Here is a 25,838-nt window from a genome sequence, read left to right as displayed (position 1 = left end):
ACGACCCATTGTGACTGATCCACCCTTGTCCTCCCTCAACGTGGAGGACTAGCCATGAACACTAATGCTACATACAGTCATCAGCCTTGGAATAAGGGAAAGCTTGTCGGACAGAAAGCCCCGCTCCGAGTCAGAGATATCTGGGCCATCCGAGTAAGACTTCAGCTTGCTGAGAAGACACGTGATTTGGAGCTCTTCAACTTGGCCATTGACAGCAAGCTGCGTGCCTGTGACTTAACCAAGCTGCGAGTACGAGATGTAGCCCATGGGGAGCATGTATCGTCACGGGCCATCGTGATGCAGCAGAAAGCCCAGCACCCAGTGCAATTTGAAATCACTGAGCAAGCTCGAACGGTTCTGGAGGCTTGGATGCAACAGGCCCGTCTCCGCAGCGAGGACTTCTTGTTTCCGACCCGGTTGCACGACTCAGACCACATCTCCACCAGACAATACGCTCGAATAGTCAAAGCGTGGGTGACAGCCGTTGGCCTTGACCCAACCATGTACGGTACTCACACGCTACGGAGAACCAAGGCATCGCTGATCTATCGCAGGACGAAGAACCTGAGAGCTGTCCAACTCCTGCTTGGTCATACGAAGCTTGAAAGCACAATCAGATACCTGGGAATCGAGGTCGACGATGCCCTGGAAATGGCGGAACAGACGGAAGTCTGACCATCCATAGTGACGGTCGATGCTAGACCGTCGCTATTCGACCCAAAGCTGACCTAGGCGGAGGCCAGCTACCGGACGATGCAGGCCTGTCGATGATCTACGAAACCAAGGGCGCTTCAAGACGGCAGATCATCAAGGCGCAAGAGTCCAATCACCTTTATTTGTTTTAACAACAATTTCAACTACATCACAACGTCGACTTTGAATGTTGTAATCATAAGTAACTGTTCGGCCGAACGGCAACTCAAACGCTTTATTCGGGTTGCCAACGCTTGATGAACATTGGTTGCGGTTGACAATAACGCTGTTGATAATCAAGCCTTCGGCAATGCTGGTAATGTTGACTGTGCGATAAGGTGTTTTAACGGAGCCGTATTGAAAAAGCCGCTCGTCAACGCCTACTTTGATGGGGGATGCTGACGGTGCAGTAGATGGTTCTATTTTAGATGTTGCACCAGACTTGTTTGGCTGGGTTTTCTGATGTTGAGCTTCAATTTCGGCAATGCCCTCCGTCAATAATGCATTCTGTGCCCGAATGGTCTCAGGCTTACAAGTGTGGCTTTGTACTTCCTTACCCATTTGATTCATTAGACTGAAATAAGCAGTCTGCTTTCCTTCGTGTCTGTCGTAACCAATCGCGACAGCGCCTTCAATATCATCATCAGTTCCTCTGAGGGTAAAAGACTGAGTGCCTACGGCGCTTTTGTTCAGAGTTTGCTGCGCTCCACCAGAAAGAATGTCCAGTTTAATCACGCTTCCGCCTTCATCTGGGTCGTCATTGGCTCCCAGAAATTCGATATAAACAGTACCGCTGCCGTGACTAAGTGTCATCACATCTCCACTGTCCAGCATACATTTCAGATCATACTTGTCATTCGCACAAGCAGAAGCTGAAGCGAAGATTGACATCAGTAATGTAGTCACAACTAACTTGTTCATGAAGTTTCTTTCCTTAGGAGGTTGCTGGGGCTGGTCGTGACGTTTCAGTAGGAGAGTGCCAAGGTCCAGAAACAAGTGCGGCGCTCAACCGTGGGAAATGCAGGCATTCCATAGAGCGCTGGTCGCCTGCTGACATCAGATCAAGTTTAATTCGATTTGATCTGATGATGGTAGACACCGCTTACAGGGCTGATGATGTTATGGCCAGAGGCCCGCCTGGGTAAGGTTATGAATGCCTGCTTCTGGCTGTGGATTCAACCGTTCGCCACGGCCAGATCTGCCCCAAAGACGTCCTGACGTATCAGGCTTAAAGCGGTAGGGGCATCTCATAGCAGCAGTCGTAAGGTTTCAAGCAGTGCGCGGTCTGCCTTTTTGGCCGACCGCCCCGGCAATGACTACGCCGGTAGTTCAGCACGTTGGGACTATCGATTGAAGCGCTCGACCAACGAATACTGAGTGGCAGCGGTCCTGGTCAACTCCTTGCTCAGTTCTGCCGAGTGATGGGCTTGCTCTGACGTCTGATCGGCCAGGTGGGCGATGGTAGTAATGTTATGGCTGATTTCCTCTGCAACGGCGGTTTGCTCTTCTGTGGCTGCGGCGATCTGGGTTGTCATGTCAGTGATGTTGGCTACGGCCTCGCTGATTCCAACCAATGCTTTGTCTGCCTCGAGTACCCACGCCACACCTTCTTCTGCTTGGCGATGACCACTTTCCATTGTCTGCACAGCATTATTAGTTGAGCTCTGAAGCCGGGTGATCAGGTCATGGATCTGTTCAGTGGATTCAGAAGTGCGTTGTGCCAACTGGCGTACCTCGTCAGCCACCACAGCAAAGCCTCGACCCATATCGCCGGCGCGCGCCGCCTCAATCGCGGCATTCAGTGCCAGTAGGTTGGTTTGATCGGCAATCCCTTTGATGACGTCGACCACCGTTCCGATTTCATGACTGTCCTTGGCCAACTGTGTAACGCTCTGCCCAGTTTCACCCAACACAGCGCAGAGCCGCTCAATCGCTTTGCGGGTATCACGTGCCACGTCGCGTCCGTGCCCGGTCAGTACGTTAGCCTCCAGGGTAGCGTCAGCGGTACGCTGGACATGGCTGGCGACTTCTTGTGTGGTCGCCGCCATCTGATTGACGGCTGCACAGACTTGTTCAGTTTCTACTCGCTGACGATCAAGCCCCTGCGAACTTTTGGACGCCAGTACGTCGGATCTCCCTGCTAGCCCACTGAGTTGCTCAGCGGTGTCTTGCAGGCGTGTAAGGCAAGTCTTCAGGCGCGCGGCTTGGCTCACGAAGGCTGTTTCCAGGCGTGCCTGAGCCCCGCGCTCATTGCTGTACATTTTCGCTATCAGTTGATCTGAAGTGGATGGTTCAGCCATCTGCAACAGGCGCCGTGTTCCTTGTTTTTGCCAGCGCCCCGCGATCAATCCAAATGGCACTGAAACTCCCGCTGTGATGACTGCGGCGGTGAGAGGGCTGAGCAGCAGACTGCTCAAGGTGCCCGCCAAACCCATGATCAAGAACGGTATGCAATCGAGCAGGGCTGGTTGCCATTTGTCACGACCAGGGATGGCCGGTTTGCCCTGATTCAGGCGCTTGTAAAGGGCTTCGGCGCGATGGATCTGTTTGGCAGTGGGTTTGACCCTGACCGATTCATAGCCAACGACTTGGCTGCCTTCGAAAATCGGCGTTACGTAAGCGTTGACCCAGTAGTGATCGCCATTCCTGGAGCGGTTTTTGACGATCCCCATCCAGGGAGTGCCCTGCTTGAGGGCACCCCACATATGGGCAAATACGGCGGGTGGGACATCGGGATGGCGGACGATGTTTTGCGGTGCGCCAATCAGATCGGTTCTGTCGAAACCACTGATCTCTACGAAGGCGTCATTGCAGTAAGTGATGACGCCTCGGGCATCGGTTGTCGATATGAGTTTTTGCTGAGGTGCCAGTGCTATCTCGCGCTGTGTAATGGGTTGATTGTTTCTCATTCCTACAGCTCCCTGTGTCCAGTAAAAAAGCCATCGGCAGACTGTAGAAAAAAGTGAGTGAGCATTTCAAAAAAACCTTTAATTAACAATAAGTTGCGTTAATTTTTATTCATCGTGACTGGATCCGTCTTTGAGTATTTGAATACAGTGGATCAACAGTTTTTCGAGTGTCAGGAGGTGCAGATCTCTTCCTGGATGGCAGGGCGATGGTCAGGCTTGCGCGGCACCAACCCCGTCAGTTGCCGAGGACCTGTTCTGGACCGCTCGATACAGCAGGCTGGACACCATGAACCCGAGAATGGCCAACACACTCATCAAGCTGAAGACGTAGTTGTAGCCTTGCTGACCGGGGAAGTGGTCGAGGATTGCGCCGTAGATGACGTAAGCGAACATGCCTGGTGCATAGCCGATCAGGCAACCAATACCGAACGCAGAGCCTGTGATGTGCTGGGGAATACCGACTTCACCCATGGGTGCCCAGAACACGCCGCGCATGGAGAATACGATGAGTGCGAAGGAGAGGGTGGCCGCCATGCCCGCATAAATGAAACCGTGGCTTTTCGGGATGAGCATGATCATCCCCATGAGCGGCAGCAACGCCAGGAATGCCCATTTCAGATAGCGGCTGGTGCTCTTGAATTGCTTGTCGGCAATGAAACCACCGGCAGGGCCGCCCAGGATCTTGAGGAAGTACTGATTGATGATGCCGTAAGCGCCCACCAGCGCCACAGGCAGCCCGTACATGTCCTTGAGGTAGGGAATGAAGTAAGTCAGGCCGCAGTAGACGATGTAGACCATGAACACGTTGAGGCTGACCAGCCAGATACCCGGGACCTTGATGGCTTCGAGCAGGTTCGACAGACCGTTCTTCGGCTTGACGGTCGACTGCGCCGTGCCGCCCTTGAGCAGGAACCAGGTCAGGGTTGCGGCCAGAATGTCGATTACCGAGTAAAAAAGGATCGCCGATTTCAGACCGGCCGCACCCGAGCCCATGGCGACAAACACACCCAGGGCAGAGAAGGCTACAAGCGTATCGATGACGCCCCGTCCACCTTCCAGAAGACCGAACAACCGGCCCTGTTCCTGGTCGTCACCCAGATTGCGGATGGCCTTGAGCAGCGAGGGCCAAAAGATGCAATCGGCACAGACAGCCAGCAGACTGAACACGATCAGCAGATTGCTGAAGGGCGGGAAGGTCGCCAGGTACAGCCCCAGGCTGCCCGTGCCGAGCAGGCCGATGGGGATCAGCTTACGGGTGTCAAAACGGTCCGCGAGCAGACCGCCTACCACAAACAGCGCGGTGGCGATAATGGCGTTGGCGCTCAGCAGCAGGCCGATTTCAGTGTGGGTCAACCCCATGAATTCTTGCATGGGTACATAGAAGGCGTCCTTGAGGTTCGCCAGTTTGTAGATGGTGCCGCCACCGAGGATGAGAATCAGGAATCTGAGCCATTTGGCCTTGTCACGAGCTGTCATTATTGTTCTCCAGCCATAGTTGGGAAAGCAGTGCCGGTTATCACGTCAGGTTCAGGCGTTGGTACGGTTGGCCAGGGTCAACTCGGCCAGGGTTCGAAACTCGGCCAGCAGGCTTCGTACATAGGCCACCTGATTGTTCGCCCAGCGGTGTTCGTCGGCGAGCATTCGCTCCAGCGAGTAGCCTTCAGGCAGCGCTGTTTCACTCATTTCACGGTAGGCAATGAAGGGGTCGGCGGTCTCGAGGGTCTGGCGGAACGCCGGGGCCACGTAGTGGTTTTCCTGCTCCAGGATGAAGGCGATCACTTGCGGGGTTGATTCTCCCAGCATCAGCAGTTCGAACAGCATGCGGGCGCTGGGCAGATCATCTTCGTCACTGCCCTGCAGTACGCCGTAATGGCCGTAACCGTTTTGCTCGGGGACGATTCGCACACCCTTGAGGTGGGTCTGGCGTATGTGTGGCGCCAGGTTACGGAGCGCCTGCATGGGCTGTTCGCAGGCATTGATCATGTTGCCGAAGTCGAACAGCGCATGCAGCCGGGGGTGGTCAAGGCGGGTCAATAGTTGCGCGATCTCGGCGCTCTTGAGTTCCTCATGCTGCTCAAAGTCGAAGAACAGATCATGCTCGTCTGCCTGCTGCGCGAGGTAATGCAGGTCAGATTCGATCACGTCCATGACCTGCGACAGCGGTCCCTCGTAGCGTGAGTAAACGCGGATGTTGCGCACCCCCAGGACCCTGGCAATGTCGATCACCTGATCGACCTCTTTTTTTCGCGTGCTGCTGATTTCCAGATGCACATCCAGCCCCATTGCTTTGGCCTTGCCAGCAAACGCCTGCAACTGCGTGTGTGTCATCTGACTCAGGCTGTTTGCCTCGCCGTCGAGCAAGTGCAGGCTCAGCCCCTGCAACTCGTGGCGATAGGCGAAGTCCAGCAGGTCGGCCGGCGTGACGCGGCCATGGGTGAGATTGGTCAGTAAGGGGTAGGCATGGGCAAACAGACGCAGTTGCCCGAGTCGATCGAGCAGTTGGCGGGCCAGTGCATCCGTCAAGGCGGGAGGTGGTCCGGCCTCGACAGCCTTATGGCTGAGCACGGCATTGAATCGCTCTTGGATCTTATTATTCATTCGAGTTTTCCTGGTTCAGACGCCGGGTCTGTCGGCGCAACCTTTATCGCGCCAGTCAGGAACTCTCGATAGATCCATTATCAGTTAAATCATAGGACCACTTGCCTTGCCTCAAGTGGCCTGTTGCAGGTAGCCCATTTTGCACAAGGCTTGGGCCAGTGCTTCGACGCGCTCTTGGGCCTGGCTTTCAGGTGTGCCGGCAAAGCCGATCAACAGCGCCGGTGGCAGGACTTGCTCAAGACAGTAGTCACTCAGGGCATAGGTGTGAATGTTATGCCGGGCCAGCTCCTTGGCGATGGCATCGTCATCGAGCTCCGGTGGCAGCCATGCGATCAGGTGCATGCCGGCTTCAACCGGGGTGATCGTGAAGAACCCGCCCAACTGTTGCTGTAACTGCTCGACCAGCGCCTGTTGGCGAGCTTGATACAGTGTGCGCATCCGGCGGATGTGCCCCAGAAAGTGGCCTTCGCGCATGAAGTCTGCCGTCGTGGCCTGCAGGAGTGTGGGCGGGCTGCGATCCATGACCGCCCGCAGGGTGCAGAACGGTTCGACCAAGGCTTGCGGCAGTATTACGTAACCCAGTCGTAGCGAGGGGAAAAGGACTTTGCTGAACGTCCCGACGTAGATCACTCGCGCCAACGGGTCCATGGCATACAACGCAGGGAGGAGGCGGCCGCTGTAGCGAAACTCACTGTCACAGTCGTCCTCGATGATCCAGCTCTGGTTGTGTGCTGCCCAATCGATGAGTTCCTGGCGCCGCGTGTAACTCATGGTGACGCCCAACGGATGCTGGCGGGACGGCGTGGTAAACACCAATCGGGCGTCAGGGCACTCGGTCAAGCCTTGGTGGATATCGATACCCTGTTCATCGATACGCAACGGCACGACCTTGGCGCCCTGGGCCTGGAGCGCAATGCGCGCCGCGATATGCCCGGGATCCTCCATCCACACGCTGTCTTGCGGATTGAGCAACAGCATGCCCAGCAGGTTGAAGGCTTGCTGGGCGCCGGAAACGATCACGACTTGTTCGGCACTGCAATCAATACCACGGGCATCAAAGACGTACTCGGCAATCGCCGTACGCAAGGCCTGTAGCCCTTGCAACTCACCATAGCCGAGCATGGCCTTGGTCGGCTTGTGCAAGTGGCGGTTCATCAGGCGTTTCCAGACCAGTTGGGGGAATGCGTCATACGTGCTGTGGCTTGGCAGGAACGAGGTTGGGCTGCCGGGGGCCCAGTCGGCATAGCAAACCCCCTGGAAATGATTGCTGCGCAGCGACAACATCGACTGGCTCAGGTGAGAAAGACGTGGAGGTTGGCGCTGCGAGTCATCGTCTTTGAACCCACGGCTTTCCCATTCATTGCCGACATAGGTCCCAGCCCCGGTGCGCGAGGCCAGAAAGCCTTCGGCGATCAGTTGGTCGAAGGCATTGAGAATGGTGATCCGCGAAAGTGCCAGTTCGTGGCTCAAGGTCCGGGTCGACGGCAGGCGCACGCCCCCTTGAATTTTGCCACTGAGAATCTGTTTGCGAATTTGCAAATAGAGTTGGCGGTACAAGGGTATTGAGCTGGCACGGTCCAGCTCGATACCCGACAGCAGCAAACCTGCAGGGGACTTCATGACATGCTCGTCTGGAGGGAGTGTGATTTGACCCGAAACACCGTCAATGCTCCGGGCGGCGCAAGGGTATCGAGAGGCGCTGGATAAGTCATCCATCCCAGGCGTTTATACCGTGCGCTCCGACCGGATAGCGGTCATGAAATGAAAAGCCACTGTCGTCTGATGAGAAGAGTGTCAGCGACCAAGACTGTCTGCCAATTTCCTGGCCTGCTGAGTTGCCGCCTCACGCGCGTTGAGGTCAACGTCTTCCCCCAGAATGGTTTTTTCTACAATCACCGAATGCACGTCCGTCACGCCGATAAATTTCAGCCAGGCTTCCACGTAGGGCTTCTGGAAGTCGAAGCGCTCTGCCGGCGTGATCGACTGCGCCGAAAAATCCAGGCCACGGGCGTACATCACCACGGCGGTTTTGTTGTGCAGCATGCCTTCCAGACCGCGCTCCGCGTCAAAGCTGAACAGGATATCTTTCTGCGACACCAGGTCGATGAAGTGCTTGAGTTTGTACGGGATACTGAAATTCCACAGCGGTACGGACATCACCAGCACATCCGAGCGGTGCAGATGAGCGGCCAGCTCTTTCAAGGTGTTCCAGGCGTCTTGTTGTGCAGAGGTCAAGGGCGTGCCATTGAGTCCGGCGTATTTGGCCTCCATTGCCAGATCATCGAATTCCGGCAAAGCCATGTTCCAAAGGTCGAGAGTGATGATTTCGGTGTCTGGGGTAGTTTCCTGATAACGCGCAATGAAGCTGCGGGCGACTTCAAGGGAGGCCGAACGTTGCTTGCGTGGGGAGCATTCAATATGCAGAAGAGTCGTCATGGCACACCTTGAGTAGTGGAGAGATAGGGCAGGTGGGAGCATTGCAACATAGTTGTATTTGAAATATAAATCGTAAATTAATGGCCAATTGATCACGTATAAAACTATGTTCGATGCTCTGCTGCTCAAAACACTGGTCACTGTCGTCGATGAAGAAGGCTTCAGCCGTGCCGCCCAGAAGCTGCACCTCACCCAGTCTGCGGTCAGTGGCCACGTGCGGCGATTGGAAGAACAGATTGGTAAACCCCTGTTGAGGCGTACCACCCGCTCCCAGCAACTGACTCCCGATGGCGAGCGCCTGGTTTCTTATGCGCGCACGATCCTGGCGCTGAACCGTGATGCCTGGGCAGAACTGACACGTACGCCGTTTCACGGGCGGCTGCGGATCGGGGTGTCCGAGGATTTTGTCGAATCGCGCTTGCTGCGCATTTTTCAGGATTTCGCGGCGCAGTACCCGGGCATGGAGATCGACGTGCAGACGGGCATTCCTGGCACGTTGCTGAACCTGATGAAGCAAGGTCATCTGGAGCTGGTCATCGGTTCTCTATGCGAAACCAGCGAAGCGGGGCTGCTGCTGTGGCAAGAGCCGCTGGTGTGGGCCTGGTCGGCGCAACCCGTTGCCCAGTTACCGACGCCGTTGCCGCTGGCCCTGTTCCCTGAGCCGTGCCCTTATCGCGAAGCCGCGCTGACACGGCTGGCTCGGGCAGGGATCGCCCAACGAACGGCGATGCTGTGCAGCAGCACTGCCGGATTGCGAGCGGCGGCACTGGCGGGCTTCGCGGTAGCGCCCATGGCCGTCAGTCAATTGGGGCAAGGGCTGGCGGTTCTTGGCACGGAACACGGGTTGCCGGATTTGCCGGATGCGCAGTTTCGGTTGTTTAGCGCTCCTGAAGCGGATCAGGCAATGGTGGCAGCGGTCACTCAACTCATTGTGGAGTACTGCTCTACGCGCAGGGCTTGACCGTCATAGTGGGCACTTGAGCCAGGCGCACCTGCATGAGAAAACTCACGTCTTCGTGTCCGCCAATGCCCACCAGTTGAACGTCCCCTCCATGCAGTTGGGCGATCCGCTGCACCATGTACAGCCCCAGGCCGGCGCCTGCGCTCAGTTGGGCCTGACGGCCACGGTAGTACTTGTGGAACAGGCGCTCGCGCTCGTCTTCGGGGATCGCTTCCCCCGGGTGGCGAATGCTCAGGGAGAGGGCGTCGTCGATTTCGTTCACGGTGAAGATGATTCGCGTCGGGGCCGGTGTATGGCGGTCCGCGTTGGCCAACAGGTTGCGCACGGCCACGTGCAGCAAACCGGCGTCGCACAGGTACAACCGGTGAGGCAGGCGATAGTCCAGCGAGATCCGCCACGGGGCGAATTCGGCCACCACGTTTTCCAGCAGCAGGGCCAGGTCACAGGGGGCGAGGCGTGCGGTGGGGCGCAGGTCGGTCATGCGGTCATGGGTCAGGTAGTCATCGACCAACGCCAGCAAGCGTGAGCCGGCATTGCGGATGTTCTGGCAGCGGCGCAGGTTCTTTTCCGCCGGTGCGTCGAGGTGTTTCGCCAGTTGCTGTGCCGAGGTGCTGATGATCGCCAGCGGGGTGCGGAACTCATGGGAGACCATCGCCACGAAATCGTTCTGTTGCGCCTGTATGCGTTGCTCATGCTCCAGGGCGACGCGCAGCTCCTGTTCAAGCAGCGCCCGACGCAGGATTTCTTGGCTCAACTCCTGGGTGCGGATCGCCACCAGCGACTCCAGGTGCGCGCTTTGTTGCAGCGTCATCTCGGCGGCGGCTGCCTGGGCCAGTTCCTTGTCACGCTTGAGCCGGTTGTAGTGCGTGATGATGCGCAAGCTCATCAACCCCATGTGAATCAGGGTGCCGATGGCGACCGCATGATCGGTCCAGAACATCGCCGGGACATACCCCAGGTTGCGCAGGAAGCTGATCACCACGCCGGCGTAATAGATGCCGAACGCCAGCAGATAGAAACGCGCCGGGCGATGGCCACGACACAGCAACCAGACGCCCAGACCGATAAAGCACGGCACCAGCAGCAGCGCGGTGGTCAGCACCACCGGCATGGCTTCGCGATAGTGCCCGGCGATGACGGTCAGCGCGGCGCCGCCGCCAATCCCCCAGCACAACCACGCCAGGCCACGCTGCAACCGAGGATAAACCTCGGGCAGCCCCAACTGGCGGCCGGCAAAGATCACGCCGATGGGCACGCCAAGGGCCAGGGCGACGCCCAGCAAGGGATCGCTGACCCACACGGGAATGCCCAGGAACTGCTGCGGCAGGCCGATCGTCAGGGCCTCGACCAACACGCAGCAACTGACATAACTCAAGTACCAGCCGCTTTCCGGGGCGCGAGTCATCCGCCAGAAAATGCTGTGGAAGCCGATCAGCATCAGGTAGACGCCGAAGTACAACCCGTACATGAGGAACTCGCGGCGGTTGGACTCCGAGAAGGCCAGCCGCGGGGTGAGTTCGATGCTCACCGACAGGGCGTTTTTGGTCTGCAGACGTAGCAGGAGCAGTTGCGGCTGGTCGTGATGGGGCTGTAACGGGAAGACTGCTGCACGGGAATTTTCCGGCCATTGGCTGCGCGGCAGGTCCTCGCCCGCACGTTGCTCCTGCCAGGCACCCAGCACGTATTGATAGAGACGAACATCATCGAGCAGGGCGTTGTTCAGGCGCAGCACCCAGTTCTGCTCGGCGGTGTCGATGGCCTGGACCTCGATCCTCAGCCACACGGCGTCGGTGGTGTAGCCCGCGCTCAGGCTCCCCGGCAGCGCGCGCCAGGTGGTTGCCTGCGCGGCTTGTTCAGGCGTCAACGTACCTTTGGGGTCATCCAGGCGTTGCAGATAACCACGGGCGCTGACCGGTTGTTCCAGCCGTGACAGGTGCAGCACGTCCGCCTGCGCTTGCAGGTGGAATTGGCCGAGGCAAAGGGTCAGAAGCAGCAGGAGGATTTTCATGGCGGCGCACCTTAGCATGTCCGTTCATGGCAGACTGCTAGTACTTGGAAACGCTCAGCGAGGCGCGGCTGCAATTGGTTAAGATAAACGGCTATGACTGACCTGATCCTGCTTGAAGATGAACCCGTACTGGCCCAGGAACTGGGGGAGTTTCTTGAAGAAAGTGGCTATCGCACCCAGACCGTCACCACGCTGGCGGCGTTCGAGCAATGCTTCGACACCCAACGCCATCACCTGGCGATCATCGACCTTGGGCTGCCCGATGGCGATGGTCTGCAACTGATTCGTCGCTTGCGCCAGTCGGGTCATCGGCTGGGCATTGTGGTGCTGACAGCGCGCGACACCACGCCGGAAAGGATCGCGGGTCTGGGCGAGGGGGCCGATCACTATCTCGGCAAGGGCTGCGACCTGGACGAATTGGCGGCCGTGCTGGATTCGCTCAAGCGACGCCTGGACCTGGACCGCGACGAACAGCCCTGGCGGCTTGACGTCGGGCCGCGGCGTCTGTTGGTGCCGGGTGCCGGCCCCGTGCGTCTCTCGCAGCAGGACTTGCTGGTGCTTCAATGCCTGATGCAGCGGGCTCCCGAAAATGTCAGTCGCCAAGCCATCATCGAGGCGCTGGGGGAAGACTTCCTGGGATATGACCAGCGCCGTCTCGACACACAGATGCGCCGACTGCGCCGCAACATCGAGGCGTTCTCCGGCCACGCGCTTCCGGTCAAAACCCTGCGCAACGCCGGTTATTGCTTTTACGCGACGGCGGTCATCAATACCTGAACCTCACACGTCGCTGCATTGAGCGCTGGCTCAGATTTGCTCAGTTTCGCTGCTGTTCATCCGCGCTAGGCTGCGGACCCATTTTCAGGTCCACTGCCAAGGAGTTAAGCGATGAACAGGTCGTATCGTCTTATTTGGTCCCAGGTACGCCAGGCGTTTGTTGTTGCTGATGAAGGCGCCAGGTCGAGCGGCAAATCCAGTATTAGCGGGGCCCGCCTGGTGGCGCTCGCCGGTGCGCTGTTCGTTGCTTCATCTCCGGCGATGGCCGCGGTCAAGCACTGCGGTGACCAACTCACCTTCATCAATGATGTGCGGATGGGGCCAACGTGTGCGCTCAACCAAAACAATGCCGCCGTACTCGTGAACAATGGTGGTGGTCTCGTCGTCAGTGACACGAATCACAGTGCCGTGTGGGTCGACGCCTTATCAGGTGCTGTCGAGGGGGTGACGATTGAAAACGCCGGACGCATCGAGTCGACGACCAACAGTGCGATTGGCATTGGCCAGCCCTCGGGTAACCCGATCCAGGTGAGGCACATCATGAACATGGGGGGGGATATCCTCGGCAATACCGACGCAATATGGATAGGCGGCAATACCGCTGTGACGGTTGGCAGCATTGAAAACGCAGGCAGGGTCGAGGGCCGGGAAGGTGCGCTGGCCATCAGCGGCAATCCGGATACACCAACCTCCATTGGTAGCATCGTCAATTATGCAGGCGGGGTGATGCAGGGAGGGGACTTTGGGGTCGGTGCCTGGGGTTACCAAGACAATCTTGTGGCAATTGGCAGTCTGGAAAATGCTGGCACCATCAAAGGGAACGACGGCATTGATCTGAGACTCGTCACGATCGGTGCAAGTATCCTCAATACCGGGCGTATCGACGCTAAAAACACGGGCTTGACATTGCGTGAGCTCACGCTGAAGGGGGACCTGACCAATCGTGGCAGTATCTCGGGAGCAGACGGTGGCATCAGTGTGAACAAGTCCATGGTTGCCGGAGCGCTGAACAATACCGGAGGTATTGAGTCAGATGATTCAGCCCTGCATGTTAAAGGCAGCACGATCGTCGCCGGTATCAACAACAGTGGCAGCATCCTGACCAAGGATGACGCCAGCGTTGTACTGCTCGACAGTACAGTGTCAGGCCTGAGCAACTCAGGAAAAATCAGTGGCCTGGCCGGCGTGGCCAGCGAGTCAGGCTCTCTTGGGTTCATCGACAACAGCGGTACCATCGAAGGTCAGTTAAATTCTGTATGGCTTGACGGCAGCGGCGCGACAGCGATCAACGCCGTGGGCGATCAAGCGCGATTTATTGGCGACGTGAAAGCGATCGACGCCAGTTTTAATGTCAAGTCAGGCTCTACCTTTCGCAATGAAGGCGCGATCCAGGTTGCCGCGTTCAACATTGAACGAGGTGCTACTTTCCTGATGGAGGAGGGACGAAGCACCACTCGCGGCAAAGACAACGGCATAGGCTTTGAAGTCGCCAACGACGGTATCACCGTTGGCAGTGGCGGTTTCAACAACCAGGGCACCCTTGCCCTCGGCGCCACCTCGTTCGGCAGCATCCTGGGCAACTACGAACAAAGCGCCGATGGCCGGCTGAAAGTGGGGGTCGCCGACGACCAGACGTTCGGCAAGTTGCTGATCGATGGCACCGCTACGCTGCCCACGAACGCCCGGATCGAGGTGGACGTCACCCGGCCTGACCACGCGTTCGGCGTCACGGGTATGCAGGACATCGTGATGGCTCGCAACCTGGTCAGCGACGGCACCTTTGCCGTCAGTGACAACTCGTTGTTGTTCAACTTTGGCGCGGTCAAGAACGGCAACAGCGTCGACCTGACACTCACTGCGGCGGCCGTCCCGGTCAAGCCTGTGGTTCCTCCAAAACCCGTTGACCCTGTGACGCCAGACAAGCCGGTTGTCCCCGTGACACCTGACAAACCTGTCGTGCCTGTGACGCCAGACAAGCCGGTTGTCCCTGTGACACCTGACAAACCTGTCGTGCCTGTGACGCCAGACAAACCCGTTATCCCTGTCACCCCGCCAAAACCGGATGACAACCTGACGGCAGAACACATCGTTCGCCAGATGGGCAACTCCCCGGCCTACGCCGCTGCCCGTGCCCTCGACCAGACGTTCGCGCAGAATCCGACTGGCGATCTGGCGGCGAATTTCGTCGGCCTGAGCACCCGGCAGCAAGTGTCCGAGGCGGTCACCCAGACCTTGCCGCTGCTCACCGGCAGCTCGATTGGCGCCACCGGCAGCACGTTGTCGGGGATCAACCGGGTGATTCAGGCGCGACAGGACAGTGGCCGGGTCGGCCTCTCATCCGGCGACGCGCCGTCGCAGGAAAACCTCTGGATCAAGACCTTTGGTTCGTGGGCTGATCAGGATGAGCGCAGCGGTGTGTCCGGGTTCGATGCCAACACCCAGGGCCTGGCGATTGGCGCTGACGCGGCAGTCTCCGAGCAGGCCCGCATGGGCGTGGCGTTTGCCTACGCGAAAACCGATGTCGACAGCCACTCGAACATCGCCCCGCAGAGCATGCAGATCGACACCTTCCAGTTGATCGGCTACGGCAGCTACACCGTCGCACCGGGCACGGAGTTGAATGTTCAGCTTGATGTCGGGCAGAACAACAACAAAGGCAAACGTCATATGTCATTTGCCGACGCCACGGCCAAGGCCGACTACACCAGTCACAACGCCCACGCGGGCGTCAGCCTGGATCACACGTTGCGACTCAACGACACCCTGACGTTCCAGCCATCGGTGCGTGCCGACTACACCTGGATCGCCGACGAGTCCTACCGTGAAAAAGGTGCCGATGCGCTGAACCTGAAAGTGGACAGCCGTGATGCCGAGGCACTGGTGCTCGGCGTTGACGGCAAGCTCGACTACAACGTAAGCGACAGCACCGTGCTCAGTGCCAGTGCGGGTGTCGGTTATGACGTGATCAACGAGCAAGCATCCATCACCTCGACTTACGCCGGGGCTCCGGGCGCGGCCTTCACCACCCAAGGCCTGGACCCAAGCCCATGGCTGGGTCGTGCTGGCCTGGGGTTGAACCACACGCTGGATAACGGCACGGAAGTGAGCCTGCGTTATGACGTGGAAACGCGCAGTGCTTTCAGCAATCAGGGCGTGTCGCTCAAGGCGCGTTGGGCGTTCTAAAACGCGACCCTGCTGACGGGGAGTGTGCTGGCCCTTGAGAAAAGAGACTTCGGTCTCTTTTCTCGTTTTTGCAGTGAACACCGCACATCAGGGCGCATTCGATTTATGATTCGCACCGGGTCGCGCCGCTGAACGTGTTCGGTGAGCCGAGCGCCTGGGTGATGCGCGAAAGTCCGATCAGGCACAGCCTCGAACGTCACCGCAGTCAAGGGAATGTGTGTAGCAGGCCAGGACGCAGTCAATGAATATGGATCCTTACAAACGAATGCTGCTTTTTAGAGCGGCACATGGCAAGTCCATGTTGAGCCGATACAAAGCGAAACTCGGCCATTTATTAGTCGTCAACGAATTTGACGCGAGCTTGTTAAGCTTGCCGGAAACGGACAGTTTGATCGACGAGCTGCGCAAGAAGCGCGAAGTGATGTGCGAGCGCATCGACTTCGCCAGTCTCGCCGAATGCCTGGGTTTCGCTTCGACAATCATGAGCGCGCACTCGTACTATCTGTTGATGGATGAGGATTGGAAATATTGTGGCGCCTACACGGCAGCCAGTAACACGCCTCTGCGTGTGCAGTTTGACTTTGATCGCTATTGCAGTGACGAGATCAGACTGATTAACACGGAGTTGTCGATGCAGGTCTCTATTGATTATGAAGAGTGCCGAGGTGTGGGAGCGGTTGAGTGCTATCTTCGAAAATATGAATAGTTAAAGAGTTCTGGATGATCTTTTGGGAGTGGTTTAGGTGTTTGAGCGATACCTGGAAAGTGAAGCAGTTTATCGTGATTTTGAGCGACACTTTGTTGCGTTCTTTTTCCTGAAGTTGGCGCAGGGTGGAAAGTTGCGCGAAGACTTTGCAACGCCTGTGTATAACACCAGGTTCGCCAACGGTGTGCCGTTCATGGATGGGAATCCGATATTCTCTGCAAAGAATAAACGCAGTGGCGCCACACTGAGGGTTGTGATTGATGACGGTGACGGGTTTAGCTCTTATGATGAACGTAAAGACTCCGGCGTCGAGTGTGTGATTATTGGTGACATTAAATACTTGGCAGACATTGAGAAGGCATTTTCTGAGTGGGTCGATCAACAGTGAGTCGCTCGGTAGGCGTTGCTTGATGAAACTCAGTGATTGAGTGGTAGGCAGTGGGCGAGTGATCGCAATGGGAGGCGATATCATGGAAAAAATAAGCTTTAGATTATCGGTTGTTGACGACTATCCGCCGGTGTCCACTGAGCGTGTGTGGGCGCAGAAGTTGACTTCCGGTTTGTTTCGTATAAGAAACATTCCATTTTATATAATGGAGGTCAGTTTGGATGACGAAGTGGCAGTTGAAGTCGGTACGGAGGGCGAATATCTGTTTGCCGAAGTGAAAAAGGAAAGTGGTAACAGCACGGTTCGAATTATCTTTTTCGAGGCAGGCGTATCAGAAATCTCTGCTGTTCTAGCCGCCATTGTTGAAATGGGCGGTACGTGGGAGGGAATGAGTAAAAGATTTTTCGCTGTCAATGTTCCCGAGGGTGTCTCTCTGGATAATATGCTTGAGTTTCTGGATGTTTGTACCGAAAAGGAATGGCTGGATTATGAATTTGGCATGATTCGACAATAGTACGGTTTGACAGTGTTGCGGGGGAATGTGTGAGCGTGTCGATAGAAGCTACACAACAGATCTTTGTGGATTACCATCGATTCGATGATGGTTTGTTACTGTCGTTCGAGTATTTCTATGCCCCGGGTGAACGGCTTGCAGCAAAACTGGTACTTCACGCGAGAAATCATACCGTCGAGGGTAATGAGTGGCGCACAGTCGAAGTGGTCGTAACGGATGTGAAAGAACTCTGTGCAAAAGTCCGAGGCGATCAATTTCACTCGATATGCAGCGGGGTCAAGTTGCTGAATCTTGATGGGCTGTGGTGCGTTGATGTTGACGGTGTTTATTCTTTTGATGAAGACCCGGTCTCGCTTGATGAAGTTCGTCGAGACGGTAGCTGCTATGTGATTGGCAGTCAGGTAGAAGCCTGCGAAATCGAAGGGTAGCAGGGGGCGTTAGAGTGTCTGTAGAAGGTGAGTGTTGTGAATCATCATAAAACAAGAAATATTCTTACACTTGAATCGAAAGCCAGAGGTGATTATTTCATTCGAAAAGTGGCAGATTTCGAGGTGGTCTGGGGGTTGTTCGACAACGGTTGGGCGACGGCTAAAACCGCGGAGCTGACAACCATTCCATTCTGGCCTGAAGAAAACTTCGCAGCCCTTTGCGCCAATCTTGAATGGAGCGGATTCAGCCCGCGCCTCATTACCTTGCACGACTTTCTGACTGGGTGGCTTCCCGGAATGCAGGCTGACGGTAGAATTTGCCAGGTTTTTCCGACACCTGATGAGCACGGATTATTGATTCCGCCACAGCAAGTTCTGAGTTTGATGACGCAAGAACTGCGTCAATACGAGTAGATGTACCGAGGGCGTTTGGTGAGAGCACGGCTTGATTTTTGTTTAGGGCATAGTCAGTGAAAGACGGATTAGATGAAGCAGGTATCGAGCACCTTCTTCAATCTGAAGATGAACAGGTTGTGATAGAGGCTCTGATGTACCTGTGCTTCAATGTGAATGACCCGGAGTGGGTTCAGAAAAAATGCATCGAAGTCATATCAGGGAAAGACAATGACGATGTAAAGGGGATAGCTATCACTGGCTTGGGGCATGTAGCAAGAATTCATGGGAGTATTGATCGTGAAAGGGTCATGCCTGTGTTGTTAGCGTGTATGAAGGATGTGAATTTGTCCGGTCGCGCTCAGGACGCGCGGGATGATATCGATATTTCTGTGAAGTAATCCGTCAGCCCGATCTTGGGTGTTCAATATTTTCAAGGAAGTGATTGATGGAAATGCAAGAGGGGCCGGTGCAGGATTATTTTGAAATGAATGATGGGGATGTCCGAATATGGATCGAACAGGGTTCATCCATTCACATGAAAGTGGTGACAAAAGAAAATGACCCAGTGGAGTTGTCTGGGTATGAGGCGCTGAGAGTGGCTGATATTCTCAGGGGCTTCTCAGGCCGTATTAAGTAGAGGCGAAAAAGTTGTCGCATTTGCAAGTAGTAATCAATGTCTAATGACGGAGTTTGATCTTGGAAGCACTTAAGGGGTTTGTTGTTCATGGAGCAGCGGTTGGGGACGATAAGAGTATAAGGCTGGATGAGGTGTCTATACTGGCCGATCCCGAAACAATAAGGGTGCTAGGTGAGTTTTTGATCAATGCATCTCGTGAGATGGTGGAAAGTGGAATTGAGCATGTGCATTTGCAAGATGTATATCAGGATTTTTCGAGCAGTCAGCATGTGGATATAATTGCACTTAATCAAGTGGCGATCCAAGTCATAAACAAGGCATGAAGAAACTGGCGATGAGCGCCGAAGTGGAGTGGTTGTGAAGACATGTCCCACAATGCTGCAAACGCATGCCATTGTTAAAAAATTTGTTGATGTTATTGCTCGGCGAGACTCTGATGCGCTACAAGGCGACTTTAAAATCGCAAGCGTCGTAGCCGAAGAAATATATGAAGACATTGAAGGTTACTTTGGCGAAAGTAAAGGTATCTCCATTGCAGGGCTGGAGCAGGCCTTCGAGTTACGCGGTCAGCGTCCTTTTATTGATGTTTACGAGACACATGACAAGACGCTGGGTCTGGAGTGTGTACTTTTTGATAATGGCGTTCCTGGCGAAGCTATCCTTCATGTTGAGGTTAAACAATTCGATGGGCAGTTTGAGTTGAGCTACAAATATATCGGTTCCTGATCTTGAGTCGCCGGGTGAGCTTTCTGGCTTTCATGGTTGATTAACCATGGTTGGCATGATGCACGGTGGCAAGCATTACGTGGGGTTGGAGGGTGTGAGGTGTTTAAAATAGTACTCGGCCAGTCGATGTAATGCCGTGGATACATCTCTCTTTCTCAGGGCTTCACGCATTGACTCAAACGTGAAGTGGTCCATGGTTGTTCTTACAGAATGAGTCGTTATCTTTACACCATCATGGTCGCTCTCAAGGGTGGCTGCCATGTAGCTGCCTCTGTTGTCCAGTTGGTTAAACCGAATAACATTTGAATCGTCGAGAATGAGCGCGCCTTCTTTTTTATCTTCCGAGAAGTAGAACTCAAGGCTTAGTGGGGTGGTGGGGTTGATGCCTTGTGAACGTGTGTAGCGTCGCAGCAGGGACGTCAGTCGTACGCCAGGCGCGATACTGATGCCGCTTCCCTTGTCACGGTCTGAACAAAAGTAGCGTTTAAAGACTATGTGTAGCACTCGATGGTTATAGCGCGCTGTGTATGTTTTTTCATAAAGGTGAAAGTCTGACGGGTCGCCGACCAATTCATAGTCATTCGCCATCAACTCACTGGGGCTAAAGTCCTTAAGCCCAAACAGGTCAGGGTGGTTGATAGTCTTCTCTTTCAAGTGCAAGTCGAATAGAGCAAGAAATGGTACGTTGAGCATTTTAAGAGTCTCCAGCGCTTCAACAAGGATCATGGCTTTCTGCACAGGCTGTCGAGCCGACAAATAACTTCCAGCGACTCCCAACCCGTCGGAAGCCTGCGTTCTTCCATGAAAGTATCCACGTCCCCCACTCTGTTCGCACTCATCGGGTTAAGCTCAGTGTTTTCCCATAGCTGATCGCATTCCGTACAGACGATGACCTGCTCATCTGTTTTATTGTTTTATTAACGCGCGCGACAACCAGGTCAGCGTATTCGTCGCATGTCGGGCAGTGCATTGATTCCCTGTGGAGTTGGGTCATTGGCATTTTATGGGTCGCTTGTCGAAAAGGGCAGCCTGATGGAAGTGTCTCGACTGTTCTGCGTTGGACTACTAGGCCTCATCTATTGAGTGTTTTATGTCCAAATCGTCAAGCACTTTTCCGGTCAGGGAGAGAAAGTGCTCTCTGGCAGTGCCATTTGCATTGCACACAACCCAGAAGCCGTCTTCAGATTTTTCAATGGAGAAATCAATCCAGTTTGAGTGGTCGCTAGTGATCAGGAGTGAACTCCCATCATCAGAGAGACGGGCGTTGGGAAGCAGGCTGCCGAGTTTTTCAAGTATTGAGGGTGAATAGTGATTCAAGGCCCAGTCAACGTGGACGGTGTATTCAAAACTCATTATTCGTGTTCGCGTGGTAGTTGAACCGGCCAGCAGGCTATCACTAACAAAAGCACGGCGGCCACCAGGTACGGCAAGCGCGGTTCGACGGCGTAGATCAGGGTGCCGGCCAGCGGGCCGATGACCACTCCCAAGCCTTGGGCCGCGCCGACGGAACCGGCAGTCGCACCTTGTTCCGCAGCGTCCACGGCATTCGCGGCTAGTGCGGCGAAGGCCGGGAAGATCCAGCCCATGCCCGCCGCCGAGACAAAGAAGCATGCCCACAACGCCCAGTCGGTGTCGGCCAGCGTACTGCCGGCGAACCCGACGGCGGCCACGGTCGCACCGATGCGGATCATCCGCAGCGGCGGCCATTCGAGTTTGCGCACCACCAGTTGCGAGCAGATCAACGCCACGCCGACCATGGTCAGGGCGATGCCCGCAGTGCGGGCGGCATTGGCGGGCGTCATGCCGAGTTTGTCCAGGGCATAGAAACCAACAGTGATTTGGGCGATGGACACGCACAGCATGGCCACGAAAGCGACCACCAGTGGCCGCCGCAGGCGCGGGTCCCCCAGGCGTACGGGGCGTGGCGGTTGTTTGAGGTGCAGCACCTGATGCTTGAGCCGCAAGAACAACACCAGGAACGCCAGCAGCGGCAACACCGCCATCACATACAGCGGCAGGCTCAGGCTTTGTCGCGCCAGCAGGGCTGCCACTGCCGGGCCGAGTACCAGGCCGACGGCATTCGCCGCACCGAGTGAGGCCATGGCGCGTGCGCGATGGTGCGGCTCGATGTTGTCGGCAATCAACGCGTAGCCACCCACGGGAATGGCCGCGTAGAAAACGCCAATCAAACCGCGCCCGAGCATCAGTCCGACAAACGCCAGTAGGGCCGTTGGCAGCAGGTGCAATGACGTGTCGATAAACACGCACAGCGCCCAGTACGCCAGGGTAAACCCGCCGGTGCCGAGCAGCAGCACGCGACGCCGCCCCAGGCGATCACTGGCCCGGCCCCACTGCCGGGCCAGCAGCATCCAGACCACCCCCGACACCGTCACCGCCGCCCCGGCTTGCCACGTGGCGAGTCCCAGCACCCGGGCGATGGGACCGATCAGCGAGACGAAAGCCATCATCGCCATGGTGCATGCCATGTTGGCCAACAGCAGCGGACGCAGGTCGAAGTTTGTGGCCGCTGCGTTGGCCGGTTGTTGCCGTTCTGCGGTGTCTTGGGTGCTGTTCATCGGTTATCCAGTGACAGAGTGAGAGGGCAGGCGTCCATCGACCATGACCAGTGGCCGGCCGCGAACCTGCTCCAGGCGCGCGTTGACCCCATAGACCTCGCGCAACAGTTGCTCGTTGATCACCTCCAGCGCCGGGGCCGGCTGCCGCCAGTTGGCCGTTGTGCAGGACCACGACCTGATCGCTGAAACCCAGCGCCAGGTTGATGTCATGCACCACCACCAGGGTGATGAGCTGCCGTTCGCGGGTCTCGCGGGTGATGGCTTCGACGACCTGGCATTGATGGTAGAGGTCCAGGGCGCTGGTGGGTTCATCCAGCAACAGCACGCGCGGCTGGCGCACCAAGGCCTGCGCCAGCCCGACCAGTTGCCGCTGCCCACCGGACAAGGCATCCACCGGGCGGTCGGCCAGGGCCGTGAGGTCAAGGTCGGTCAGGACTTTCTCGACGCTTTGCAACACGGCGGCGCTGGGGCGACCGGGGGAAAAACCGCTGCCGCGATGACCGGCCATGGCCGCGCTCAGCACCGCTTCGAAGGCACATAAACGGGTGCGCTCCGGCAGGCTTTGCGGCAGGTAGACGATCTGCTGCGCGCGCTCGACCTGAGGTCGTCGGTTCAGGTCCTGACCGTTGAGCATCACTCGGCCGCTGGCCTGATGCAAACCGGCGATGCCGCGCAGCAGCGTGGACTTGCCGGCGGCGTTGGGGCCGATCAGCGCGGTGACGGTGCCGGCCGCCACGGTCGGCAGATCGATGTTGCTCAGTACGTCGCGTGCGCCGTAACGCATGCTCAGGCCTTGAGTGCTCAGGCCTGCGCAGAAGGGAGAAGTCGTCACAGGGCACCTCGGCGGTTGCGCATGACAATCGCCATGAAGAAGGGAATGCCCACCAGCGCGGTGACGATCCCGACCGGGATCAGTACGCCGGGAATCAACGCCTTGCTGGCAATCGAGGCCATGGACAGAATCAGGCCACCACACAGGACGCTGGCCGGCAGAAACAGCCGATGGTCTTCACCGACCAGCAGGCGGGCGATGTGTGGCGCGATCAGTCCGATAAAGCCGATGGTGCCGACGAACGACACGGCCAATGCCGAGAGCAGGCTGATGCGCAGCAACGAAAGTACACGCAGGCGTCCCACGTCGATGCCGAAGCTGCGGGCGCGTTCTTCGCCCAGGGTCAGGGCAGTCAAGGCCCAGCTCTGGCGCAGGGAAAACGGCAGGCAGATCAGCAGCGCCACCGCGAGGATCGCGAGTTTTTCCCAAGAGGCGCGGGCCAGGCTGCCGAGGGTCCAGAACACCAGTTGTTGCAAGCTGTCCTGGCTGGCCACGAATTGCAGCAACGCCACCAAGGCATTGAACGCAAACACCAGGGCAATGCCGAACAGCACCAGGCTTTCCACGCCGAAGCCACGCCAGCGCGCCAACAGGTACAGCACGGCAACCGAGGCGAGGGCAAAGACAAAGGCGTTGGCCGAGATCAGGTATTGCGTCGGAACACCGGGAATGCCCAGCCCCAGCACAATCGCCAGTGCCGCACCGAAGGCGGCCGCGGCCGACACGCCGAGCGTGAAAGGACTGGCCAGCGGGTTGTCGAGGACGGTCTGCATTTCTGCCCCGGCCAATGCCAGCGCGGCGCCCACCAGCACCGCCATCAAGGCGTAGGGCAGGCGCACGTTCCAGACGATGACCGCTTCCACCCGAGGCATGTCCTGCGGATTCCACAGCACTTCAAGCAGCCGCGACAGGCTCATCCCGGAAGGACCGGTGGTGATGTCGATGGCCAGGCAAACCAGCAACGCCAGTCCAAGCCCGAGCAACACCAGCGTGCGGCGCACATGGCGCTGGCGATAGCGCTCGCCGGCGTAGGTTGGCGAGGTTTCGCAGGCCGGCAGCGTCATTGCTCAAGGCTCGTGGTGAACACGCCGCTGGCCGGAATCGGCATGAAGCGTCGATACAGTTCGGCGCGGGTCTTCTCGGGGTCGAGTTGCGCGAACAGTTGCGGATGCAGCCATTTGGCCAACGCCTGGACGGCGATCAGGTGTTCGGGGGAGTCATAGAAAATATGCCAGAGGCCATGCACGTTGCCTTCGCGCACCGCCCGCAGTTCGTTCAACGGTGCCCGATGGGCCACTTGCCGCAAGCTGTCGCGGGCCTGTTTGTCGGTGGCGGCGTAGCCCAGGGTCACACCACCCTGGCCTGCGGCGAACACCCCGGTGGCGACGTACACCTGCGGTTCGCTGGACAGAATGTACTCGACGTTCAACACGCCGATCGGCCCGGGAATTCGCCCTGCGCCAATGTTCTCGCCACCGGCCAGGGTGATCATTTCACCGAAATTGCCGGTGCCCGGTGAGCCACAGCAATCCTGCAGCCCGGCGAGCATGTCGATGAAGATTTTCGGGCGTGGCACGGGGGCCTGCGCCTTGGCGAGAGTCTCGCTGACGGTCGCCAGAGATTGCTGGTAGAAGTCGATAAAGGCGTCGGCTTGCTGCTCGCGGCCCAGGGCCTGGCCGAGTACGCGCATGCTGGGCACGGTGTTGCTCAAAGGATGGTCGCTGAAGTCGACGAACACCACGGCGACCCCGGCAGCCTCCAGCTGTTTGACCGCTTCACTGTCGGGGCTCGGGCCATGGCCGCCGCTCAGGGCCATGATGGCCAGGTCCGGGTGCACCGCCAGGGCTTTTTCGACGCTGAAGGTGTCCGCCGAGGTGCCGCCCACCAATGGCACGTCGTCGGCCTCGGGAAACTGCTGGCGATAGGCGGCGTAGCCTTGCACGTCGAGCCCGCGGAAATCCCCTTGCCAACCGGCCAGGCGGGCAAACGGGTTTTTGCCTTCCAGCAACGACAGCGAGTAGATCATCCGGCCTTCGCCCAGCAGGATGCGGTCGACCTTGGCGGGCACCTCGACCTGCCGTCCGGCGAGGTCCGTGACGGTGGCGGCGCTGACACTGCCAGCGATCAGCAAACCCAGCGGCAGCAGGCTCAAGCGCACGGCGCGGCAGGCGCGGTGCAGGAACGGGGAGTGAGTCATGGGGCGATTCCTTGAACGAGTGAATGGGCCTGGCGTCGGGCGCGTTTGCGCCACCACAGCAACAGGCCGGTGATGTACAGCAGCGGCAATGACAGCCCGCAAGTGAAGGCCAGGACTTCGCCGGGCAGGCCCAGCAGCAGATGGCCGTGCAGCGCCGAGAAGGTTGGTTTGAGCACGAGAGGATTGGCACCGGTCCAGGCGAACCAGTCGGGTCGGGCCAGCCATGCGCCGCTGGCCGCGATCGCGATCAGCGGCACGCAGAGCCAGGCGGCCGCGAGGTTGTGCCATTCGCGAATCCGCTGCAGGCCCTGGCTGCCACGGCGCACGCTGGCGGCTTTCCACCAGCTGCGTTGGCCCGGCCACCAGAGATACAGCCCGCTGCCGACGGAGCCCAGCAGGACCCAGCCGCAGAAAAACAGCAGCGTCGTCCCCCACGGTGGCGGCAGCAGCAAGGCGCGGTGCAGCGCCACGAGTTTCGCCAGCCACAAGTCCTCGAATACGAAGAAGCCGCGCGGCTCGCCGTTGTACGGATCAATCATCGCGATCCCGGTGCCGGGGCGGTCCTTCAAGGTGCCGAAGACAATGGCGTTGTCCGACTGCAGAAACCCTTGGCGCGGTGCCGCAGCGCCCAGGCGTTTTTGCCAGTGCGGGTAGGCCTCGCCGGCAGCGTCGAGCCACGCCGCGCTGTCGAGCATCGGTGCTTGCCGTTGGCCGGCCTTGAGCTCCAGCGCCTGGCTGCCGACTTCCCAGCGCAGGATCGGCCCTTTGAGTTCCAGCAGCGAGCCACTGAGGCCGATCACCGCCAACAGCAGGCCGATGCTCAGCGCCAGCCAGCGGTGCACGGTCAGCCACAGTGAGCGCAAACCCATGCGC

Annotated in this window: 26 protein-coding genes and 1 pseudogene; 13 read left to right on the top strand and 14 right to left on the bottom strand. The window is 57.6% G+C overall.

Features of this window, described 5'->3' with window-relative positions; all coding sequences use genetic code 11:
- Positions 1–54: 54 nt before the first annotated feature.
- Positions 55–675 carry a tyrosine-type recombinase/integrase gene (locus AABM54_RS15230; protein WP_347900812.1) on the top strand — a complete coding sequence of 207 codons (621 nt, stop codon included), beginning with the start codon at positions 55–57 and terminating at the stop codon, positions 673–675.
- Positions 676–807: 132 nt separating this feature from the next.
- Here the strand turns inward: AABM54_RS15230 and AABM54_RS15225 are convergent, their stop codons facing one another.
- The 6 genes from AABM54_RS15225 to AABM54_RS15200 form a co-directional block, all read right to left on the bottom strand.
- Positions 808–1,614 carry a hypothetical protein gene (locus AABM54_RS15225; RefSeq protein WP_347900811.1) on the bottom strand — a complete coding sequence of 269 codons (807 nt, stop codon included), beginning with the start codon at positions 1,612–1,614 and terminating at the stop codon, positions 808–810.
- 422 nt (positions 1,615–2,036) lie between these two features.
- Positions 2,037–3,602, bottom strand: a complete 1,566-nt coding sequence (locus AABM54_RS15220; protein WP_347900810.1) for a PAS domain-containing methyl-accepting chemotaxis protein — start codon at positions 3,600–3,602, stop codon at positions 2,037–2,039.
- Between the two features lie 210 nt (positions 3,603–3,812).
- Positions 3,813–5,078, bottom strand: a complete 1,266-nt coding sequence (locus AABM54_RS15215; RefSeq protein ID WP_347900809.1) for an MFS transporter — start codon at positions 5,076–5,078, stop codon at positions 3,813–3,815.
- Positions 5,079–5,129: 51 nt separating this feature from the next.
- On the bottom strand, positions 5,130–6,200 hold the full coding sequence (locus AABM54_RS15210) for a TIM barrel protein (protein WP_347900808.1): 1,071 nt from the start codon (positions 6,198–6,200) through the stop codon (positions 5,130–5,132).
- Positions 6,201–6,311: 111 nt separating this feature from the next.
- Complete coding sequence (locus AABM54_RS15205) at positions 6,312–7,820, bottom strand: PLP-dependent aminotransferase family protein (protein ID WP_347900807.1); 1,509 nt, start codon at positions 7,818–7,820, stop codon at positions 6,312–6,314.
- 174 nt (positions 7,821–7,994) lie between these two features.
- Positions 7,995–8,636 (bottom strand): NAD(P)H-dependent oxidoreductase, encoded by a 642-nt coding sequence (locus AABM54_RS15200; RefSeq protein ID WP_347900806.1) that lies wholly within the window; start codon positions 8,634–8,636, stop codon positions 7,995–7,997.
- Between the two features lie 106 nt (positions 8,637–8,742).
- On the opposite strand from AABM54_RS15200, the gene AABM54_RS15195 reads away from it, so the two are divergent.
- Complete coding sequence (locus AABM54_RS15195) at positions 8,743–9,597, top strand: LysR substrate-binding domain-containing protein (protein WP_347900805.1); 855 nt, start codon at positions 8,743–8,745, stop codon at positions 9,595–9,597.
- Here the strand turns inward: AABM54_RS15195 and AABM54_RS15190 are convergent.
- Complete coding sequence (locus AABM54_RS15190) at positions 9,581–11,605, bottom strand: sensor histidine kinase (RefSeq protein WP_347900804.1); 2,025 nt, start codon at positions 11,603–11,605, stop codon at positions 9,581–9,583. The genes AABM54_RS15195 and AABM54_RS15190 overlap by 17 nt on opposite strands.
- Before the next feature lie 93 nt (positions 11,606–11,698).
- On the opposite strand from AABM54_RS15190, the gene AABM54_RS15185 reads away from it, so the two are divergent.
- The 11 genes from AABM54_RS15185 to AABM54_RS15135 all read left to right on the top strand — a co-directional run bounded on the left by AABM54_RS15185 (position 11,699) and on the right by AABM54_RS15135 (position 19,360).
- Positions 11,699–12,382 (top strand): response regulator transcription factor, encoded by a 684-nt coding sequence (locus tag AABM54_RS15185; RefSeq protein WP_347900803.1) that lies wholly within the window; start codon positions 11,699–11,701, stop codon positions 12,380–12,382.
- A 111-nt stretch (positions 12,383–12,493) separates the two neighbouring features.
- Complete coding sequence (locus tag AABM54_RS15180; RefSeq protein WP_347900802.1) at positions 12,494–15,565, top strand: autotransporter domain-containing protein; 3,072 nt, start codon at positions 12,494–12,496, stop codon at positions 15,563–15,565.
- Between the two features lie 241 nt (positions 15,566–15,806).
- Positions 15,807–16,271 carry a hypothetical protein gene (locus tag AABM54_RS15175; RefSeq protein ID WP_347900801.1) on the top strand — a complete coding sequence of 155 codons (465 nt, stop codon included), beginning with the start codon at positions 15,807–15,809 and terminating at the stop codon, positions 16,269–16,271.
- A 37-nt stretch (positions 16,272–16,308) separates the two neighbouring features.
- The gene (locus AABM54_RS15170; RefSeq protein WP_347900800.1) at positions 16,309–16,659 is read left to right on the top strand and encodes a hypothetical protein; all 351 of its coding nucleotides are present in this window, start codon (positions 16,309–16,311) and stop codon (positions 16,657–16,659) included.
- Positions 16,660–16,741: 82 nt separating this feature from the next.
- Positions 16,742–17,173, top strand: a complete 432-nt coding sequence (locus AABM54_RS15165) for a DUF4265 domain-containing protein (RefSeq protein WP_347900799.1) — start codon at positions 16,742–16,744, stop codon at positions 17,171–17,173.
- 35 nt (positions 17,174–17,208) lie between these two features.
- Positions 17,209–17,601 carry a hypothetical protein gene (locus tag AABM54_RS15160; protein WP_347900798.1) on the top strand — a complete coding sequence of 131 codons (393 nt, stop codon included), beginning with the start codon at positions 17,209–17,211 and terminating at the stop codon, positions 17,599–17,601.
- 36 nt (positions 17,602–17,637) lie between these two features.
- Positions 17,638–18,015 carry a DUF2750 domain-containing protein gene (locus AABM54_RS15155; protein WP_347900797.1) on the top strand — a complete coding sequence of 126 codons (378 nt, stop codon included), beginning with the start codon at positions 17,638–17,640 and terminating at the stop codon, positions 18,013–18,015.
- A 56-nt stretch (positions 18,016–18,071) separates the two neighbouring features.
- The gene (locus AABM54_RS15150; RefSeq protein ID WP_347900796.1) at positions 18,072–18,395 is read left to right on the top strand and encodes a hypothetical protein; all 324 of its coding nucleotides are present in this window, start codon (positions 18,072–18,074) and stop codon (positions 18,393–18,395) included.
- 47 nt (positions 18,396–18,442) lie between these two features.
- On the top strand, positions 18,443–18,634 hold the full coding sequence (locus AABM54_RS15145) for a hypothetical protein (RefSeq protein WP_347900795.1): 192 nt from the start codon (positions 18,443–18,445) through the stop codon (positions 18,632–18,634).
- Between the two features lie 59 nt (positions 18,635–18,693).
- Positions 18,694–18,957, top strand: coding sequence for a hypothetical protein (locus AABM54_RS15140; RefSeq protein ID WP_347900794.1), 264 nt, complete (start codon positions 18,694–18,696; stop codon positions 18,955–18,957).
- A 52-nt stretch (positions 18,958–19,009) separates the two neighbouring features.
- Positions 19,010–19,360, top strand: coding sequence for a hypothetical protein (locus AABM54_RS15135; RefSeq protein WP_347900793.1), 351 nt, complete (start codon positions 19,010–19,012; stop codon positions 19,358–19,360).
- A 75-nt stretch (positions 19,361–19,435) separates the two neighbouring features.
- Here AABM54_RS15135 and AABM54_RS15130 read toward each other — a convergent pair whose 3' ends face one another.
- The 7 genes and pseudogenes from AABM54_RS15130 to AABM54_RS15100 all read right to left on the bottom strand — a co-directional run bounded on the left by AABM54_RS15130 (position 19,436) and on the right by AABM54_RS15100 (position 25,834).
- Positions 19,436–20,086 carry a hypothetical protein gene (locus AABM54_RS15130; RefSeq protein ID WP_347900792.1) on the bottom strand — a complete coding sequence of 217 codons (651 nt, stop codon included), beginning with the start codon at positions 20,084–20,086 and terminating at the stop codon, positions 19,436–19,438.
- Between the two features lie 339 nt (positions 20,087–20,425).
- A complete protein-coding gene (locus AABM54_RS15125; protein WP_347900791.1) occupies positions 20,426–20,713 on the bottom strand; it encodes a hypothetical protein in 288 nt (95 codons plus the stop codon).
- The gene (locus AABM54_RS15120) at positions 20,713–21,936 is read right to left on the bottom strand and encodes an MFS transporter (protein ID WP_347900790.1); all 1,224 of its coding nucleotides are present in this window, start codon (positions 21,934–21,936) and stop codon (positions 20,713–20,715) included. Before AABM54_RS15120 ends, AABM54_RS15125 begins: the two co-directional genes overlap by 1 nt.
- A gap of 358 nt (positions 21,937–22,294) precedes the next feature.
- Positions 22,295–22,720 (bottom strand): annotated as a pseudogene (locus AABM54_RS15115) (ATP-binding cassette domain-containing protein); the annotation flags it as partial.
- Between the two features lie 44 nt (positions 22,721–22,764).
- The gene (locus tag AABM54_RS15110; protein WP_347900789.1) at positions 22,765–23,832 is read right to left on the bottom strand and encodes an iron ABC transporter permease; all 1,068 of its coding nucleotides are present in this window, start codon (positions 23,830–23,832) and stop codon (positions 22,765–22,767) included.
- Positions 23,829–24,965: an ABC transporter substrate-binding protein gene (locus AABM54_RS15105; protein WP_347900788.1), complete on the bottom strand. Its 1,137-nt coding sequence runs from the start codon at positions 24,963–24,965 to the stop codon at positions 23,829–23,831. The genes AABM54_RS15110 and AABM54_RS15105 overlap by 4 nt, the downstream gene beginning before the upstream one ends.
- Entirely contained in the window at positions 24,962–25,834 is an 873-nt protein-coding gene (locus AABM54_RS15100) for a PepSY-associated TM helix domain-containing protein (protein ID WP_347900787.1), read from the bottom strand. The genes AABM54_RS15105 and AABM54_RS15100 overlap by 4 nt, the downstream gene beginning before the upstream one ends.
- Between the last annotated feature and the right edge of the window lie 4 nt (positions 25,835–25,838).

The sequence above is a fragment of the Pseudomonas purpurea genome (assembly GCF_039908635.1).
Taxonomy (GTDB): domain Bacteria; phylum Pseudomonadota; class Gammaproteobacteria; order Pseudomonadales; family Pseudomonadaceae; genus Aquipseudomonas; species Aquipseudomonas purpurea.
The sequence above is the reverse complement of the archived record's forward strand: the minus strand, read 5'-3'. Positions and strand labels throughout refer to the sequence as shown.

Bases quoted from the DNA above. Each gene is read 5' to 3' on its own strand.
- AABM54_RS15230 (WP_347900812.1), top strand. From the start codon at position 55: ATGAACACTAATGCTACATACAGTCATCAGCCTTGGAATAAGGGAAAG.
- AABM54_RS15225 (WP_347900811.1), bottom strand. From the start codon at position 1,614: ATGAACAAGTTAGTTGTGACTACATTACTGATGTCAATCTTCGCTTCA.
- AABM54_RS15220 (WP_347900810.1), bottom strand. From the start codon at position 3,602: ATGAGAAACAATCAACCCATTACACAGCGCGAGATAGCACTGGCACCT.
- AABM54_RS15215 (WP_347900809.1), bottom strand. From the start codon at position 5,078: ATGACAGCTCGTGACAAGGCCAAATGGCTCAGATTCCTGATTCTCATC.
- AABM54_RS15210 (WP_347900808.1), bottom strand. From the start codon at position 6,200: ATGAATAATAAGATCCAAGAGCGATTCAATGCCGTGCTCAGCCATAAG.
- AABM54_RS15205 (WP_347900807.1), bottom strand. From the start codon at position 7,820: ATGAAGTCCCCTGCAGGTTTGCTGCTGTCGGGTATCGAGCTGGACCGT.
- AABM54_RS15200 (WP_347900806.1), bottom strand. From the start codon at position 8,636: ATGACGACTCTTCTGCATATTGAATGCTCCCCACGCAAGCAACGTTCG.
- AABM54_RS15195 (WP_347900805.1), top strand. From the start codon at position 8,743: ATGTTCGATGCTCTGCTGCTCAAAACACTGGTCACTGTCGTCGATGAA.
- AABM54_RS15190 (WP_347900804.1), bottom strand. From the start codon at position 11,605: ATGAAAATCCTCCTGCTGCTTCTGACCCTTTGCCTCGGCCAATTCCAC.
- AABM54_RS15185 (WP_347900803.1), top strand. From the start codon at position 11,699: ATGACTGACCTGATCCTGCTTGAAGATGAACCCGTACTGGCCCAGGAA.
- AABM54_RS15180 (WP_347900802.1), top strand. From the start codon at position 12,494: ATGAACAGGTCGTATCGTCTTATTTGGTCCCAGGTACGCCAGGCGTTT.
- AABM54_RS15175 (WP_347900801.1), top strand. From the start codon at position 15,807: ATGAATATGGATCCTTACAAACGAATGCTGCTTTTTAGAGCGGCACAT.
- AABM54_RS15165 (WP_347900799.1), top strand. From the start codon at position 16,742: ATGGAAAAAATAAGCTTTAGATTATCGGTTGTTGACGACTATCCGCCG.
- AABM54_RS15145 (WP_347900795.1), top strand. From the start codon at position 18,443: ATGGAAATGCAAGAGGGGCCGGTGCAGGATTATTTTGAAATGAATGAT.
- AABM54_RS15135 (WP_347900793.1), top strand. From the start codon at position 19,010: ATGCTGCAAACGCATGCCATTGTTAAAAAATTTGTTGATGTTATTGCT.
- AABM54_RS15130 (WP_347900792.1), bottom strand. From the start codon at position 20,086: ATGATCCTTGTTGAAGCGCTGGAGACTCTTAAAATGCTCAACGTACCA.
- AABM54_RS15125 (WP_347900791.1), bottom strand. From the start codon at position 20,713: ATGAGTTTTGAATACACCGTCCACGTTGACTGGGCCTTGAATCACTAT.
- AABM54_RS15120 (WP_347900790.1), bottom strand. From the start codon at position 21,936: ATGAACAGCACCCAAGACACCGCAGAACGGCAACAACCGGCCAACGCA.
- AABM54_RS15110 (WP_347900789.1), bottom strand. From the start codon at position 23,832: ATGACGCTGCCGGCCTGCGAAACCTCGCCAACCTACGCCGGCGAGCGC.
- AABM54_RS15105 (WP_347900788.1), bottom strand. From the start codon at position 24,965: ATGACTCACTCCCCGTTCCTGCACCGCGCCTGCCGCGCCGTGCGCTTG.
- AABM54_RS15100 (WP_347900787.1), bottom strand. From the start codon at position 25,834: ATGGGTTTGCGCTCACTGTGGCTGACCGTGCACCGCTGGCTGGCGCTG.